General features: G+C 42.4%; 19 protein-coding genes and 1 tRNA gene. 18 read left to right on the top strand and 2 right to left on the bottom strand.

The features are described 5' to 3' along the window. The first annotated feature begins 673 nt into the window (after positions 1 to 673). The 12 genes from rpmH to QNH28_RS29555 all read left to right on the top strand — a co-directional run bounded on the left by rpmH (position 674) and on the right by QNH28_RS29555 (position 12108). Complete coding sequence (gene rpmH / locus QNH28_RS29610; protein WP_036677745.1) at positions 674 to 808, top strand: 50S ribosomal protein L34; 135 nt, start codon at positions 674 to 676, stop codon at positions 806 to 808. 294 nt (positions 809 to 1102) lie between these two features. Beyond that, complete coding sequence (gene rnpA / locus QNH28_RS29605) at positions 1103 to 1453, top strand: ribonuclease P protein component (RefSeq protein WP_283909664.1); 351 nt, start codon at positions 1103 to 1105, stop codon at positions 1451 to 1453. 86 nt (positions 1454 to 1539) lie between these two features. After that, positions 1540 to 2406, top strand: coding sequence for a YidC/Oxa1 family membrane protein insertase (locus QNH28_RS29600; RefSeq protein ID WP_283909663.1), 867 nt, complete (start codon positions 1540 to 1542; stop codon positions 2404 to 2406). Then, on the top strand, positions 2403 to 3137 hold the full coding sequence (gene jag / locus QNH28_RS29595) for an RNA-binding cell elongation regulator Jag/EloR (protein ID WP_042131733.1): 735 nt from the start codon (positions 2403 to 2405) through the stop codon (positions 3135 to 3137). The genes QNH28_RS29600 and jag overlap by 4 nt, the downstream gene beginning before the upstream one ends. A gap of 109 nt (positions 3138 to 3246) precedes the next feature. After that, positions 3247 to 4623 (top strand): tRNA uridine-5-carboxymethylaminomethyl(34) synthesis GTPase MnmE, encoded by a 1377-nt coding sequence (gene mnmE / locus QNH28_RS29590; protein WP_283912297.1) that lies wholly within the window; start codon positions 3247 to 3249, stop codon positions 4621 to 4623. 39 nt (positions 4624 to 4662) lie between these two features. Beyond that, entirely contained in the window at positions 4663 to 6549 is a 1887-nt protein-coding gene (gene mnmG / locus QNH28_RS29585) for a tRNA uridine-5-carboxymethylaminomethyl(34) synthesis enzyme MnmG (protein WP_283909662.1), read from the top strand. Positions 6550 to 6552: 3 nt separating this feature from the next. After that, entirely contained in the window at positions 6553 to 7278 is a 726-nt protein-coding gene (gene rsmG / locus QNH28_RS29580; protein WP_283909661.1) for a 16S rRNA (guanine(527)-N(7))-methyltransferase RsmG, read from the top strand. Positions 7279 to 7693: 415 nt separating this feature from the next. Then, the gene (gene noc / locus QNH28_RS29575) at positions 7694 to 8509 is read left to right on the top strand and encodes a nucleoid occlusion protein (RefSeq protein WP_283912296.1); all 816 of its coding nucleotides are present in this window, start codon (positions 7694 to 7696) and stop codon (positions 8507 to 8509) included. Between the two features lie 209 nt (positions 8510 to 8718). Then, positions 8719 to 9480: a ParA family protein gene (locus tag QNH28_RS29570; RefSeq protein WP_042131728.1), complete on the top strand. Its 762-nt coding sequence runs from the start codon at positions 8719 to 8721 to the stop codon at positions 9478 to 9480. Next, positions 9473 to 10315, top strand: coding sequence for a ParB/RepB/Spo0J family partition protein (locus tag QNH28_RS29565; protein WP_283909660.1), 843 nt, complete (start codon positions 9473 to 9475; stop codon positions 10313 to 10315). Before QNH28_RS29570 ends, QNH28_RS29565 begins: the two co-directional genes overlap by 8 nt. Before the next feature lie 111 nt (positions 10316 to 10426). Next, entirely contained in the window at positions 10427 to 11587 is a 1161-nt protein-coding gene (locus QNH28_RS29560) for an aminotransferase class V-fold PLP-dependent enzyme (RefSeq protein WP_283909659.1), read from the top strand. A 20-nt stretch (positions 11588 to 11607) separates the two neighbouring features. After that, on the top strand, positions 11608 to 12108 hold the full coding sequence (locus tag QNH28_RS29555) for a DUF4446 family protein (protein WP_283909658.1): 501 nt from the start codon (positions 11608 to 11610) through the stop codon (positions 12106 to 12108). Here the strand turns inward: QNH28_RS29555 and yyaC are convergent. Further along, positions 12083 to 12688, bottom strand: coding sequence for a spore protease YyaC (gene yyaC, locus QNH28_RS29550; RefSeq protein WP_283909657.1), 606 nt, complete (start codon positions 12686 to 12688; stop codon positions 12083 to 12085). The genes QNH28_RS29555 and yyaC overlap by 26 nt on opposite strands. Before the next feature lie 118 nt (positions 12689 to 12806). Here yyaC and QNH28_RS29545 point away from each other — a divergent pair, with 118 nt between their 5' ends. The 4 genes from QNH28_RS29545 (at position 12807) to QNH28_RS29530 (ending at position 14448) form a co-directional block, all read left to right on the top strand. Continuing rightward, a complete protein-coding gene (locus tag QNH28_RS29545) occupies positions 12807 to 13058 on the top strand; it encodes a putative Se/S carrier protein (RefSeq protein WP_283909656.1) in 252 nt (83 codons plus the stop codon). A gap of 15 nt (positions 13059 to 13073) precedes the next feature. Then, the gene (locus QNH28_RS29540; protein WP_283909655.1) at positions 13074 to 14102 is read left to right on the top strand and encodes a mechanosensitive ion channel family protein; all 1029 of its coding nucleotides are present in this window, start codon (positions 13074 to 13076) and stop codon (positions 14100 to 14102) included. Continuing rightward, a complete protein-coding gene (locus tag QNH28_RS29535; protein ID WP_076120612.1) occupies positions 14102 to 14314 on the top strand; it encodes a DUF951 domain-containing protein in 213 nt (70 codons plus the stop codon). Before QNH28_RS29540 ends, QNH28_RS29535 begins: the two co-directional genes overlap by 1 nt. A gap of 43 nt (positions 14315 to 14357) precedes the next feature. Further along, positions 14358 to 14448: transfer RNA gene (locus QNH28_RS29530), tRNA-Ser, on the top strand. Positions 14449 to 14819: 371 nt separating this feature from the next. Here the strand turns inward: QNH28_RS29530 and QNH28_RS29525 are convergent. Continuing rightward, entirely contained in the window at positions 14820 to 15017 is a 198-nt protein-coding gene (locus QNH28_RS29525; protein ID WP_042131720.1) for a YjzC family protein, read from the bottom strand. Positions 15018 to 15232: 215 nt separating this feature from the next. On the opposite strand from QNH28_RS29525, the gene rpsF reads away from it, so the two are divergent. Together rpsF and ssb are read left to right on the top strand one after the other, a co-directional pair. Then, a complete protein-coding gene (gene rpsF, locus QNH28_RS29520; RefSeq protein WP_036677776.1) occupies positions 15233 to 15517 on the top strand; it encodes a 30S ribosomal protein S6 in 285 nt (94 codons plus the stop codon). A gap of 48 nt (positions 15518 to 15565) precedes the next feature. Beyond that, positions 15566 to 16072: a single-stranded DNA-binding protein gene (gene ssb / locus QNH28_RS29515; protein WP_036677780.1), complete on the top strand. Its 507-nt coding sequence runs from the start codon at positions 15566 to 15568 to the stop codon at positions 16070 to 16072. Positions 16073 to 16085: the final 13 nt, after the last annotated feature.

Raw genomic sequence — 16085 nt, 5'->3', positions numbered from 1 at the left:
AGACTGTCACTCCTTTAAATCTTCCAAATGTGGCATCAGCCATGAAGTGGAAATGTCGAAGAAAATAGGTTGGTGCTGATATTTATCCCCAGTAGGCAATATGAAGAGACAAAAAAATATGGATAAATTTGATTTGTTCACAACTTTATCCACAGCTTGTTGATAATTAAGAGAACAAACAAATCTATTCACATTCAAAAGTAATACCATCATAGCAAAACGCCCCTTATTTTTCAATGAGCAGGGCTATTTTATCCACAAATTCAAGCACTTGTGTACAATTATTAAGAACACCACTACATATTGTTGATAATTTGTTTACGGTTCGACACTTTACGCCAAAGCTTCGATAATTTTATACACAGGTTGTGCTCATTTGTGAGTAGTCGACTTTATTTTTTGATCACAGGTGGATAAGTGTCATATCTTGTGGATTACTTTTTTTCTAATGGGAGTTGTGGATAAGCAGCTTGAATTAGAGGGAGGGTCTGGAGCCAGTACTAGGTTGACTTTTGCGCCTAAAATATGTTTAAATATATAAAGGTGTTTTCTGTAAGGATATGTCTCGATAATTAAATGATGATTCATGTAGATACTGTCCCTACTATAAGGACGGCTTAGACCGTTTCTGCTTATATGACAGTAATTAAGTTCCTGTAAGGGAGGTGCAATTATGAGACCGACATTTAGACCAAATGTGAGCAAACGTAGTAAGGTTCACGGTTTCCGTAAAAGAATGAGCACGAAAAACGGCCGTAAAGTGCTGGCAGCTCGCCGCTTGAAAGGCAGAAAAGTTTTGAGTGCGTAAGTTAGGCCACTAAGGGACCACTCCGGTGGTCTTTTTTTACTGCTTTTTTATTATTTATTGCTCTGCAAACGACTAGGATCTCGCTTAATGCGCTAGCTACACTTTGCGGGGCTATTTAACGTATATACAGAATTATTTTGTGAGAAGTTGAGAATATTTTTCTCTCTATAATATAGAAGGGAAATCTCAGCGTTGTAGTCGCGGTCGTTTATGGCGACATCCAAATGACTATACTATTAGAAGAAAAAAATTCGGAAGGACACTTTTAACCGGATTTTTATGAAGGAGATTCCCGTGCACAAAAAGTTACGATTACGAAACCGTGCCGACTTCAGTCGTGTATATCGCCATGGGAAGTCATTTGCGAATCATCAATTTGTAGTGTATTGGTTTGGCAAAAAAGAGGTAGAGCGATTTAGAGTTGGGGTATCGGTCAGTAAGAAGGTTGGAAACGCGGTTGTCCGTAACCGTATGAGAAGATTGGTGAAGGAAATCGTTCGTCATCATGAACCTGAAATTGCAGGTGGACTCGATATGGTGTTTATCGTAAGAAAAGGAGCGCTTTCCATGGAATACGGAGAGCTCGAAAAAAGCGTGCTCCATGTACTGCGTAAAGCCAAGCTACTCAAGGCTTCCCGCAAATAAAAGACGCATAAGAGGCTTGTTTATTTGTATTCATAATTATGGTATGATTTACGGTGGAATGGAATGTTCAAGAGAGGGGTTTTGAAGTGTCTCTAATGAAGACTAGACGGGGAAAATGGTTTCTCCTCATCACAGTGATGGTGTTGTCGTTAGCTGTTCTGTCGGGATGCGCTCCGTCAACTGCTGTTACGCACACTACGGAGGATTTAAAGAATGGAGGCTTCTGGCAAAGTAATGTAGTGTATTATTTCGCCATTGCCTTGGACAAGTTTGCTGATTGGTTTAACGGAGAATATGGTTTAGCCGTACTTGTGATGGTTATTATTGTCCGCACGCTGATTCTTCCGCTTACGATTAAACAGGTGAAGAGCTCGCGAGCAATGCAAGCCATTCAACCGGAACTCCAAAAGATCCAGAAAAAATATAAAGACACACCTGAAAAGGTGCAGCAAGAAACGATGCGTTTGTTCCAAGAGAATAAGGTTAATCCAATGGCGGGTTGTTTACCGCTGATCGTACAAATGCCTATCTTTATCGCTCTCTACAACTCGATTTACTATAACCCGCATCTACGGGAGCACGACTTCTTATGGCTGCAGCTAGGTAAGCCCGATCATCTGTTTATCTTGCCAGTGCTTGCAGCATTAACAACATTTATACAAACAAGAATGATGACTAAAATGAACCCAATGCAACAACAAGGGCCAATGCAGTTCATGATGATGATTTATCCAGTTCTGATTTTCGTTATGTCCTACAACTTCCCGGCAGCGTTGCCGCTATACTGGGTATACAGTAACATTTACACTATTGTTCAGAACTATTTCTTATATCGCAACAACGATAAACACAAATTGGCAATCGCAAGTGCTGTGAAAAGTACAGATGACTCAACTGCTGTGAAGAGTAAAGGCGGCAGTAAAGCATCGAAGGGAGCCAAAAAGTCAAAATGAGCAAAGTCGTCGCAACAGGGAAAACCATTGAAGAAGCTGTAGAACGGGGACTAACCCAGCTTGGAGTTCAAAAGGACCGGGTAACGGTCAACGTACTTGAGCAGCCATCAAGAGGATTCCTGGGATTGATCGGTGCGAAAGGTGCCAAGGTTGAATTAACCTTGATAGCCGAAGCCGCACCGGCATCAGCGGCGAGTGCTCCGTCACTGCCTCAGCAGTCAACAAGAGAGAGCAAACAGGAGGCTAACGGCGGTGTGCCACGCCAAGATTCCGGACAACCGGTGGAGGAAGCTTACCAAGAAGCCGTTCATTTCATTGTGGATGTCGCTAAGAGCATGGGGCTCGAAGTGGAAGTCGAAATCGTCCACACCAAGGAATCCACGATTCTGCAGATATCAGGTCCAGATTTGGGACTGTTGATTGGTAGAAGAGGACAAACTCTCGATGCTCTGCAGTATTTGGCTAACATCGTAGCTAATCGTTACTCCGACAGTTTTATACGGCTTGTGCTAGATGCGGAGAACTTCCGTGAGCGGCGTAAAAAAACTCTCGAAGAGCTGGCTGATCGTTTAGCCGGTCGTGTCATTCGGACTCGTAAAGAGGTAGTACTAGAGCCGATGTCACCTCAGGAGCGGAAAATTATTCACTCCAGATTACAGGATCATCGGCAAGTGAATACCCTTAGTAAGGGCGAAGAGCCAAATCGCCGCGTCGTTATAACTTTGAAGTAAAGACTATATGATGCAATGACTCCTTGACCAATGTAAGGGGTCATTGCTTTTTTAACAATATAAGACCGTTTCTATTCAAAAAAATATAGGTTTTGGGGTGAAAAACAGCATGCTTAGTGACACCATTGCTGCCGTATCGACGGCATTAGGCGAGGGAGGAATTGCTATTATTCGGGTAAGTGGCCCGCAGGCTATTTCCCAAGTGGCACCTTTGTTTCGTAGTCGAGTTCCGTTAACTGAAGCGGAATCGCATACCGTTCATTACGGACATATCGTTAGTCCGGATAACGGAGAGAAGATGGAAGAAGTACTAGTAACCGTAATGAAGGGCCCACGTTCTTTTACGACCGAGGATGTAGTAGAGATCAGTGCTCATGGTGGTATAATCTCTGTAAGAAGGGTGATGGATTTACTTCTTCAGCAGGAGATAAGGTTAGCCGAGCCAGGTGAGTTCACCAAGCGTGCTTTCTTGGGCGGACGTATTGATTTATCACAGGCTGAGGCGGTTATTGATCTCATTCGCTCCAAGTCCGATCGCGCGTTTTCTGTGGCTTTAAAGCAGGTCAGTGGATCCTTATCGGATCGAATTCATGCTTTGCGCCATACACTTATTGAGATGCTGGCTCATATCGAAGTGAATATAGATTATCCAGAGCATGATGTAGAATCCATGACGGCTGAATTTATTAAGGATAAAAGCAGTGAAGTGATGGAAGGAATCACAAAGCTTCTTAAGACATCTAATGAAGGAAAAATTCTTCGTGAGGGAATAACGACGGCTATAGTCGGTCGCCCCAACGTTGGTAAATCTTCATTACTGAATGCATTAGCACGTGATAACAAAGCGATTGTAACGGATATTCCAGGAACAACTCGTGATGTCATCGAAGAATATATAACGATAAATAACATTCCGCTTAAGCTGCTTGATACGGCGGGAATTCGTGAAACGATCGATGTAGTGGAGAAGATTGGCGTAGAACGTTCCAAGGCGGCAGTTAGTGATGCAGATCTGATTCTACTTGTGCTTAATGCTAATGAAGAGCTGCATGAGGATGAATTGGCATTGATGGAACAAATCCACGGTAGACAATGCCTAGTGATCATGAATAAAATGGACTTACCGTCCAAACTGGATAAGGATAAGTTGCTCTCATTCTTTGAGGAGGCCAACATCGTACCGATGTCCGTTCTGGAAGAGGAAGGTCTAGACAAACTTGAAGATGCCATTTCGACACTCTTTTTTGGTGGAAAGCTGGAATCGGGTGACTTGACATATGTAAGTAATGTGAGACATATTGCATTGCTTAAAAAAGCCTATAAATCACTACAGGATGCATATGATGCGGCGGAACAGTACATTCCAATTGATCTGATTCAAATCGATGTACGGCTAGCATGGGAACAGCTTGGTGAAATTATTGGTGATACAGCAGCAGACTCTTTGTTAGATCAAATATTCTCGCAATTTTGTTTAGGAAAATAGGTTTTACATTTTAATATAACAATTAGGGGGAAACAGGACATGAGTTATGATGGAGGCAACTATGACGTAATCGTCATTGGCGCCGGTCATGCCGGTTGCGAGGCAGCTCTAGCGTCAGCACGGATGGGCTGCAGCACGTTGATGATCACAATTAACCTGGATATGGTTGCATTCATGCCCTGCAATCCGTCCATAGGCGGACCTGCCAAAGGACATGTAGTGCGTGAGATTGATGCGCTAGGCGGAGAAATGGGCCGTAATATAGATAAGACTTTTATTCAGCTTCGTATGCTTAACACAGGGAAGGGACCTGCTGTGCACGCATTGCGTGCACAAGCTGATAAGTTCCTGTACCAACATACAATGAAGGAAACGATGGAGAAAACACCTAATTTGACGCTTCGTCAAGGGATGGTTGAGCGTTTAATCGTTGAAGATGGACGTTGTGCGGGTGTTGTTACGAAGACAGGAACAGAATACCATAGTAAGACAGTTATCCTGACCACAGGTACTTACCTGCGTGGTAAAGTGATCATGGGTGAGCTCACATATGAGAGTGGACCTAACAATCAGCAGCCATCAGTGAAGCTATCTGAGAATTTGCGGGAGCTTGGCTTTGAATTGGTGCGTTTTAAAACCGGTACGCCACCACGTGTACATCGTGATACGATCGATTTCTCGAAGACAGAAATTCAGCCCGGCGACGATGCACCTAAATTCTTTTCGTTTGAGACGAAATCATCCGACAATGAACAGCTTCCTTGTTGGTTAACTTATACCTCTGAGGTTACTCATCAGATTATTAATGACAACCTTCATCGTGCGCCGATGTTTACGGGTATTATTGAAGGAACAGGTCCACGTTATTGCCCATCTATTGAAGATAAAGTAGTAAGATTTAGTGATAAATCTAAGCATCAGATCTTTTTAGAGCCAGAGGGAAAAAATACATCGGAATACTATGTACAAGGTCTGTCGACTAGTCTTCCTGAGGATGTACAGCTAGCGATTCTGCGTTCCATCCCTGGTATGGAAAAGGTAGAGATGATGCGTAATGGCTATGCTATTGAATATGATGCAATGGTTCCTACACAGCTATGGCCATCTCTTGAAACTAAACGTCTACCAGGTCTATTCACTGCTGGACAAATCAATGGTACTTCCGGTTATGAAGAAGCAGCTGGCCAAGGTGTAATGGCTGGAATTAATGCAGCTCGTAAAGTGCAAGACAAAGAACCCGTAATCTTAGATCGTTCACAGGGATACATTGGTGTACTCATTGATGATCTCGTGACTAAGGGCACTAATGAACCTTACCGTCTGCTTACTTCACGTGCGGAATATCGTTTGTTGCTTCGCCATGACAATGCAGATCTAAGACTTACACCTATTGGTTATGACATTGGTTTGATCACACAAGAACGTTTCGATAACTTCACGGATAAAAAAGAACGGGTGGAGCGTGAAATTGCTCGTCTGCAAGAGACAAAGGTTAAACCTGTTGAGGTAAACCATGTACTAGCGCAATATGATTCGGCACCTATTGTAGACGGCAGTAATTTGCTTGTTCTCATGCGTCGTCCGGAGCTTGTATATAGCTTCGTAGATCAAGTCTCGCCGTCACCGGAGATGCTGGATGCAGAAATGAAGGAGCAAGTGGAAATCCAAATTAAATATGCTGGATATATCGAAAAACAGCTTCAACATGTGGAGCGCCTGCAAAAGATGGAGAAGAAGAAAATTCCAGATGACATCAATTATAATGAGATTCATGGATTAGCTATGGAAGCACGGCAGAAGCTGTCCAAGATCCGTCCGATCTCTATCGGGCAGGCTTCTCGGATTGCGGGAGTCACACCAGCCGATATTTCCATTCTTCTCGTATATCTGGAGCATTACAACCGGGTAACCGCGGCGAAAGGATAATCTATGGATAATACGGAAATTCAATTCACACAGCTGTTACAAGAACGAGGTATTACTCTTTCAGCAGAACAATTGGAGCAATTCGATCTCTACTATAAAGAACTCGTATCTTGGAATGAAAAAATGAATCTCACCGGAATAACAGAGCGCGAGCAGGTTTACACGAAACATTTTTATGATTCGATCTCTCTAGCTTTTTTCCTTAATATCAATGAGATAAACAATCTGGCAGATATCGGTTCGGGAGCCGGCTTTCCAGGCATTCCGCTTAAAATTTGTTTTCCACATATGAAGCTGACGATCATTGATTCACTGAGTAAAAGGATCTCTTTTCTACAGCATGTCTGTACTACGTTGAAATTAACGGATGTGCAATTGATTCATGGTCGTGCGGAGGATATTGCCCGGCAATTCAAGCATCGTGATGCCTATGATTTGGTGACTGCGCGTGCGGTGGCAAGATTATCCTTGTTGAATGAATTTTGTCTTCCTTTTACACGTAAGGATGGAGTTTTCGCTGCCATGAAGGGAAGCGATCCTTCTGAAGAATTAGGTGAGGCAAAGTACAGCTTAAAGGAACTTCGTGCTCAACTCGGCAAAGTAGAATCTTTCAGCTTACCCGTGGAAGAGTCGGCGCGACATATTGTCATTATTCGTAAGACAGGCGCTACTCCCGCTAAGTATCCGCGAAAAGCGGGAATTCCTGCCAAAACACCACTTATCAAATAATGTTTCACGTGAAACATTATATATTGGCAAATAAGATTAAGGTCATCCTCTTTGAGAAAGGAGGATGACCTTTTTTTGTGGAAAATCGCGAGTACGAGAAGAAATGAACTTTAATTAAAAGATAAACTAAATTGATATGTTTATTGAGTGACTATCATTATGAAAATGCAGGAAAAATAGGTCTTTACGGAGAATATGATTATGTAGAGAAAAGTGATAGAATAGCATAGTAGACTTTTAATTTTGTATATAACTCCTTCTCTGTACTCTTGTTCGAAAGAAGGAGAGATTATGATGCCTGATAGCTGCAGGCCATTTCATAATATCAGAATGTTTTTTATTGCTGTACGATACGCTTTCCGAGAAGAAGGTCAAGAAGATCGTACTATAACGAAATTAGGTGGTTATGAACGGAATGAAAGAACAATTTACCAAGCTATTTGGATTTACCGAGCGGAGCAGCGGAGAAGAAATTAAACAAATACCAGTTCATGAGGTCATTAGCAGTCCTTACCAACCACGGACGATATTCGATGACGACAAGATCGATGAGTTGTGCCAGACGATTAAAACTCACGGGGTCATTCAACCCATAGTTGTACGCATGCGAGATTCCGTGTACGAGATCATCGCAGGTGAACGACGCTGGCGTGCGGTCAAAAAGCTTGGTTTAGAGACGATTCCAGCCATTGTTCGTGAATTCAATGATTCACAGGCCGCATCTATTGCGCTTATAGAAAACTTACAGCGTGAAGGCTTGACCTCTATTGAAGAAGCTGTTGCTTATCAAAAGTTAATTGATCTTCATCAATTGACGCAAGAAAGCTTAGCACAACGACTAGGCAAAAGTCAGTCTACCATAGCTAATAAAATTCGTTTACTTAATTTACCTGAAGAGGTTAAGACGGCATTAATGGAGCGTCACATTTCTGAAAGACATGCACGTTCATTATTATCACTCGATAGTGTGGAGATGCAACTGAAAGTGTTGGCAGAGATCATTTCAAAAGGTTTAAATGTTAAACAAACAGAAGCTCGTATTGCTTTCTACAAACAAGTCTCACAAACTAAAAAATCAAAGCGGGTCTCTTATACCAAGGATGTTCGTCTAGCTCTTAATACAATTCGTCAATCTATTGATATGGTGTCAGGCTCAGGGATGGAAATCAAAACGTCAGAAAATGACCGTGGTGACCATTACGAGATTGTAATCCAAATCCCCAAAAGATAAATTGTTTCAAAAGCTAAAGGCGGCCTTGAGGTGATTGGCCGCCTTTAGTGTGGCTAGAACCGGGATGTGTTGGCCAGGCCTATAATTTAAAGCTCCAGTATATAATAGTTGTCTATATTCTTCATAAAGTGTGACGTTATATCAGCGTCAGGAACATTTGTACTTGCGATCTACGAGAAGATTCTTCCTAACTATTCGAGGTGAAATAAGTGTCCAAGATTATTGCCATAGCAAATCAAAAAGGCGGTGTCGGTAAAACAACTACCTCCGTGAACCTAGGTGCCGGTATGGCTACATTAGGAAAAAGAGTGCTTCTAGTTGATATCGATCCTCAAGGTAACACTACTAGCGGCGTTGGCGTCAACAAGGCGGACGTGGCGAATTGTATATATGACATTCTTATAAATGAGGTAAATCCTCTAGAAACCATACTGGAAACTCAAAATGAAGGACTGCATATCATTCCGGCGACCATTCAATTAGCAGGCGCGGAGATCGAGTTGGTATCGACGATTTCCAGAGAGCTAAAGCTAAAGAAGGCCCTAAATGCCGTTAAAAACAATTATGATTATATTATTATTGATTGTCCTCCTTCGCTTGGCATTTTAACAATCAATTCTCTTACGGCAGCGGATTCAGTAATCATCCCGATCCAGTGTGAGTATTATGCACTTGAGGGCTTGAGTCAGCTTTTAAACACAGTTCGTCTGGTGCAAAAGAATCTCAACCCGCATCTGAAGATAGAGGGAGTATTATTGACTATGCTTGATGCCCGGACCAATCTGGGAATCCAGGTGATAGAAGAGGTTAAGAAGTATTTCCAAGAAAAAGTATATAGAACGATTATTCCTCGGAATGTCCGGTTAAGTGAAGCGCCTTCCCATGGACAATCCATTATCACTTATGATCCTCGCTCTAAAGGAGCGGAAGTGTATTTAGAGTTGGCAAAGGAAGTGATTTCTTATGAGTAAACGTTTAGGAAAAGGTCTGGATGCGTTGATTCCATCTTTATCTATTAATGAAGATGACAAGGTAGTTGAGATTCCCTTAGCTCAACTACGGGCTAATCCATATCAACCACGTAAGGATTTTAATGAAGAGACCATTCAAGAACTGGCAGAATCTATCAGACAACATGGCGTGATTCAGCCGATCATTGTCCGTAGCGTATTGAAGGGGTATGAGATCATTGCCGGCGAACGCAGATTTCGGGCGTCGCAATATTGTGGCAAAGCTACAATCCCAGCAGTAGTTAGAAATCTTAGTGATCAACAGGTTATGGAGATTGCCTTAATTGAGAACTTGCAACGCGAGAACTTAAATGCAATGGAGATTGCAGTGGCTTACCAAGGCCTAATGGATCAGTTTTCACTAACGCAGGAAGAACTCTCGCTTAAGGTAGGCAAGTCCAGATCACACATCGCTAACTTCCTGAGATTGCTTTCTTTACCTGAAGAAGTAAAAGAATATGTTTCACGTGGAACAATGTCAATGGGCCATGCGCGGGCAATTGTTGCTTTGAAGGATCCGGAAGTAATTAAACAGCTGGCTGAACAATGCGTGGAACAACAGTGGAGTGTAAGAGAGCTAGAAGAAACAGTGAAGAACTTGGACCGAAAACCTGCAAACGGAGTTAAAGTCAAAGTTGTTAAACGTGATCCTTATATTGATAATGTAGAAGAAGTATTACGTGAACGATTTAAAACAACGGTGAAAATAAAACAGGGCAAGGAAAAAGGGAAGATTGAACTGAATTACTACAGTGCTCAGGATTTAGAAAGATTGTTGGAATTATTGGGTAACTAAATGGGTATCTATGCCAAGAACATATCCTGAGATATCCTTAATCGGATAATTAGGGGTATGTTTTTTTGAATAAGTTGATTAAAAAACGGGTATTAGACGAGGAGCGGGGTTATGGAAGACTTCGTATATCTGGATCATGCGGCTACCTCGTGGCCTAAACCACCTGAGGTTGCAACTGCGATGGTAAATGCTCTACAGTCAGGAGCAAATGCTGGCAGAGGTAATTACTCGCTGGCGATGGGGAGCGGCCGAGTGTTAGTAAGGACGCGAAATGTACTGGCTGGGTTGTTCGGTGTATCTAATGCGCAAAATATAGCTTTTACCCATAATACTACGATGAGTTTGAATATGGGGATCAGAGGGACGCTTAAAGCGGGAGATCACGTGATTTCAACGATGACAGAACATAATTCTGTGAGGCGACCGCTGGAATACTTGCGTAAGACACTAGGGATAGAAGTTGATTATCTAAAAGTGGATCGTGAAGGGCAATTGGATTTACAAGAACTCAAAAATGCTTTCCAGCCGAATACCAAAATGGTGATTTGTAATCACAGCTCTAATTTATTAGGAAGTATACTGCCTATCGGTGATATTGGCGATATCGTTAAATCGCATGGTGCTGTGTTTCTAGTGGATGCAGCTCAAAGCGCAGGCTCACTTGATATTGATGTTAAAAAAATGAATATCGACTTATTGGCTTTTCCGGGGCATAAAGGGCTACTTGGACCACAAGGAACTGGCGGACTTTATATATCACCTGATTTGGATCTTGAACCCTTAATGTATGGAGGGACAGGTAGTCAATCTGAAAATATTGAACAGCCCTCTGTTCGTCCAGATCGGTATGAAGCAGGGACGCAAAATACGGTAGGGATTGCCGGTTTACTAGCAGGTGTTCAAAAGGTACAATCTTTAGGGATAAGCATGATTCATGAAAAAGAATGGGCATTAACTCAAAGGCTAATGGAGGGGTTGTCCCACATCCCAGGCATTAGACTATTAGGACCCTCACTAGGGGCGCCAAGAACTGGTATTGTATCGTTTGTAGTGGATGGAGAAGAATCGGCGAATATTGCTCATCGTCTAGATCGTGAGTATAAAATAGCGGTCAGAGCGGGTATGCATTGTACCCCTTTGGCACATAAGGCTGTTGACACGCTAGAGAGTGGTGCTGTTCGGGCAAGTGTAGGTGTAGATACGACAGAGCATAATATAAGCAGAATGCTGGCTGCTATGGATGAGTTATATGGCAATGCCCGCAGCAGATGAATAAAAAGGATGGTCCATTCATGTCTGAATTAAATCAATTAATTAGTGAGCAGTTGCAGTGGTTTGTGTTTGCTTTTACAGTAATTATGTTGGTACTGGTAATCACTGTGATCGCCCAGGGGGCTAAGCTACGTGCAATGCGGCGTAAATATGAGGCCATGATGGCTGGGAGCGGTGTGGAGGATCTGGAAGGCCTTCTGATTGATCTGAAGAACCAAAGCGACATGCTGGAAGAAGAACAACGTGAGCAAAAAGCCGTATTAGAAGCTACTCAAACTAGAATACGTGGCATGAAGTCCAATATTGCGCTGAAGCGTTATAACGCCTTCGGTGAACGTGGCAATGATTTGAGTTTCTCAGTCGCTATACTGGATGATAACAGCAGTGGTATTGTATTAACTAGTCTTCATAATCGTGAGAATTCTTACATTTATTCTAAACCTATGCAGAATGGTGAATCACAGTATGTCCTATCACCTGAAGAAAAAGAAGTTGTTACTCTCGCGTTGCAGCGGACCTAGCATGAAGATTCCATTGTTTTAAAGCAGAATATAGACTCGTAGCGATAATATCAGATAGTCGCATGACTAAACTTAAGCGCGTGTTCTGCAATACAAAATACTCCATAAAGCCGCCGACATTAACGATTCCAGTCAAATGGATATCTCCAACCGGCGGCAATTGTTTATTTACACCAGCGCCTGGTCTTAGAGGTCCTTCAACAACTTGAATGCAGCCCACACTAGTAGAATGACCTAAACAAGCATCTATACCGATGATAAAGGGGTTACTATATCTTTCATTAATTAGGGATAGAGTTTCTTCCAGGTTAACAGCATGAACAGGCTCTTCAAGAGTTCCATATAAATGAAACAGTGGACTATGAAAACGAGACAATGCCGTACCAACGAGAGGACCAAGCGAGTCACCTGTAGATCGATCCGTCCCCACACAAACAACCACAATCTGTGTCTCCGGACGTGTGCGTGCAAAGTGAAAAAGTAGTCGGTGCGTAATCGCAGAATAGATATCGGGATCTGTATGTGATATTTTTAAACAGGACATTTCTTGCGCTGATGTAGCTTTGGATGAAAAATTCATACCATCTTCCTTTCTGAAGCTGATTCTATTTGATGGTATCTAGTATATGGATAGAAGAGGGGTTTTATACTACAGCGACAAGAGATAGGACGATAAACCTATGGGAGGCGTAACGTATATGCAGGATGAGATGTTGATCGCGTTTGACTCTACCCAGCAGGCGCTTCGTGCTGAAATGCTGCTTGAGTATGCGGAGATTGAAATTGATATATTCCCAACCCCGAAAGAGATCACTGCAGGCTGCGCAATTTCAATTCAGTTTTATCAAAGTGCACTGGAAGAGGTACAGAAGATAGTTATAGAACAGAATATTGAAATACGAGGTATTTACGGAAAACACAACGAGAGCTACATACTGATTGAGAGGTAGGGAGGAATACACGATATGAATAGGTGGATATTGGAGGCTACTACTCAAGGTGATGCTGTAAAAGATGCTTTGCGTTTTAAAGATAAGGTGTGGAATTGGTTTAGCGATGCTGATATGTGGGCTGATGTCTTATTCGCAGGTCTGCGGATTCTTGTTATTTTCCTATTAACCAGGGTTATCATTAAAATTGTTTCTAATATTATTGATCGTTCGCTCGAACGTAAGACCGGAGGCAGACTCCTGTCTAACACACGAAGGTTTACTACGGTAGGGGAATTGATGAAAAATGTAGTAACGGTTATCTGCAATTTTGTGATGATCATGCTCGTTCTTTCAGAGTTCCACTTCGATTTAGCACCCTTGTTGGCTGGAGCTGGTGTGCTTGGTTTAGCAGTAGGTTTTGGAGCACAAAGTCTGGTGAAGGATGTTATTACAGGGTTCTTTATTATTTTGGAGGACCAATTTGCGGTAGGTGATGTAATTCAGACAGGTACTTATAAAGGGACTGTAGAATTAATCGGATTGCGAACAACAAGACTACTTAGTACTACTGGAGAAGTATTTATTATCCCTAATGGACTAATTACGAATGTAACGAATTACTCTCTTTCTAATGCTTTGGCTGTAGTCGATGTTCCTGTGAAAATGGAGCGAAGCTTGGAAGCTACTTTAGGATTAATTGGAGAGGCGCTAAAAGGAATAGAAGAGCGTAACTCCAATGTGCTTGCTTACCCTAATGTGCTCGGTATACAGTCTATGAGTACCTCGGAATATGTAATACGCATAGCAGCTAGCTGTGCTCCTAATGCAAGAGAAGCAGCAGAAAGACAAATTCAGAACGACATAAAGCAGGCATTAGAGAAACAGAGCATGCTGGAACAGGCTCAAGCTGAAGAGGAAGCGCGTAAGAAAGCAGAAGCAGAGGCGAAAGCTGAAATAGATCTTGCAAAGACAGAAAATGCACTGGAAGTAACAGCATCGCCAAACACTGGATCAAGACGGCAAGTTGCAGCTACACAAGAAGGAGAAGAGGGGGAAGAATAGTGGAACGTAAAGTTTTTCAGCTTGGGGATATAGTGCAAATGAAGAAGCAGCATCCTTGTGGATCTAATGAAATGGAAATTATTCGCATGGGGATGGATATCCGAATTAAATGTACAGGCTGTCAGCATAGTGTTCTGATTCCCCGTGCTAAATTCGAGAAGAATATGAAGAAGGTACTGCGCTCTGTAGAGGAAAATACAGACAATAATTAAGCTTGCAAATGGCATGTCTGCATGATACAATTATTTTTGCTGCGGAGAGGTACCCAAGAGGCCCAAGGGGGCTGACTCGAAATCAGTTAGGCGTGTCACAGCGTGCGTGGGTTCGAATCCCACCCTCTCCGCCACTTAAGCATAATATAACATTTAATGAATCCTTCGTTCCTGTAACGGAGGTTTTTTTGTGTCTATAATAGCGGATAAAACAGGATCATATATAACGCAAAAAGAAGGGCCCTTTCGGGTCCTTCTTCAGGAGGCAGTACATCAATGATGTTGGAATTTCTCTGTTTATAGCGACTAAAGTGATTTAGGCGTTGCTGAGGTTAATGCTTTTTTAAGGCAATAACCCACTACTCTTCCCAGCTTACAATAGATGCTGAATCAGATCTCCTGTGATTGTGTTCGTCTACGACGGCCAACGGAACCACACCTCTCTTTTGTACTGCCTGAGTATAGTATGTGTAATGTCGTTTTTTTTATACACATTTATTTTTAATTAATGCACCCGTGCTTTTTCAACCTTTTTCCACTTCCGATTTTTGTTGGTGGTCTCAGGGAAGGTGTCCCCTTTTTCCATTTTAATGTGCTGTGGATTCGAGATTTCAGTATGGAAGCTTCGCGCTTCGCCTACCTCTGTATACATGCCTGGATTGGGGGCTTTGTCGCCTTCTTCATATTCCGTCTTCTCACCCATTATTATTCCTCCTTTTTTAGTGTAGATGAATTCGTAATTATTGTGCGCAGGTAGTGATTTTTTCATGTAAAAAGAGGGGGAGGGGTTGTCCTGTATTAATATTGCTTGCACTCTGCTGTTCATTTTGGTATATTAATCAGGTGCGAGTCTATGTTTGTGCTCGTTCCTTGCTCCTGACGTGATTAGGGGCCTCAGACCATAAGGAGGTGAAAATTATGCGCAAATATGAAGTGATGTACATTATTCGTCCTGACATTGAACAAGAAGCTGTTCAAGCAGCAGTCGATAAATTCCAAGGCATCATCTCCAATGGCGGGGAAATTACAAAGCACGAAGTGCAAGGTAAACGCCGTCTTGCGTATGAGATCAAGAAATTCCGTGATGGCGTTTATGTTTTGGTTAACTTCAATGCAGAACCTGCAGTAGTTACTGAATTAGAACGTCTTATGAAGATTTCTGACGAAGTTATTCGTTATCTCATTACGAACGACGTTGCTTAAGATCTTGACAAGCTTTGTAATGAATCGCTCTAAAGGAGGGGACCAGAATTGTTGAACCGTATCATTTTGATCGGACGGTTGACCCGTGACCCGGAACTTCGTTATACTCCCGCTGGTGTTGCCGTAACGCAATTTACGCTAGCCGTAGATCGTAACTTTACGGGCCAGAACGGTGAACGTGAGGCAGACTTCATCCCGGTTGTAACCTGGAGACAGCTAGCAGAAACCTGTGCCAATTACTTGCGCAAAGGTCGTCTGACAGCAGTGGAAGGACGCATCCAAGTGCGGAATTATGAGAATAACGAAGGCAAACGTGTATACGTAACTGAAGTTATTGCTGATAATGTTCGTTTCCTGGAATCTTCACAGAGCCGTGAAGGTGGAAATACTTCAAGTGGTGCAAGTAGTATGCCTGAAGAGCCAGCATATGGTGGCGGTGGTAACGCTGGACGCGGAAATAACAACAATAATTTCTCGCGTAACAACAATACTCAAGATCCTTTTTCGGGCGATGGTAAACCGATTGATATATCGGATGATGATTTGCCATTTTAATTAGGAAGGACTG

It is taken from the genome of Paenibacillus sp. G2S3, assembly GCF_030123105.1.
Lineage (GTDB): Bacteria > Bacillota > Bacilli > Paenibacillales > Paenibacillaceae > Paenibacillus_AQ.
This window is presented reverse-complemented; position numbering and strand designations above follow the sequence as displayed.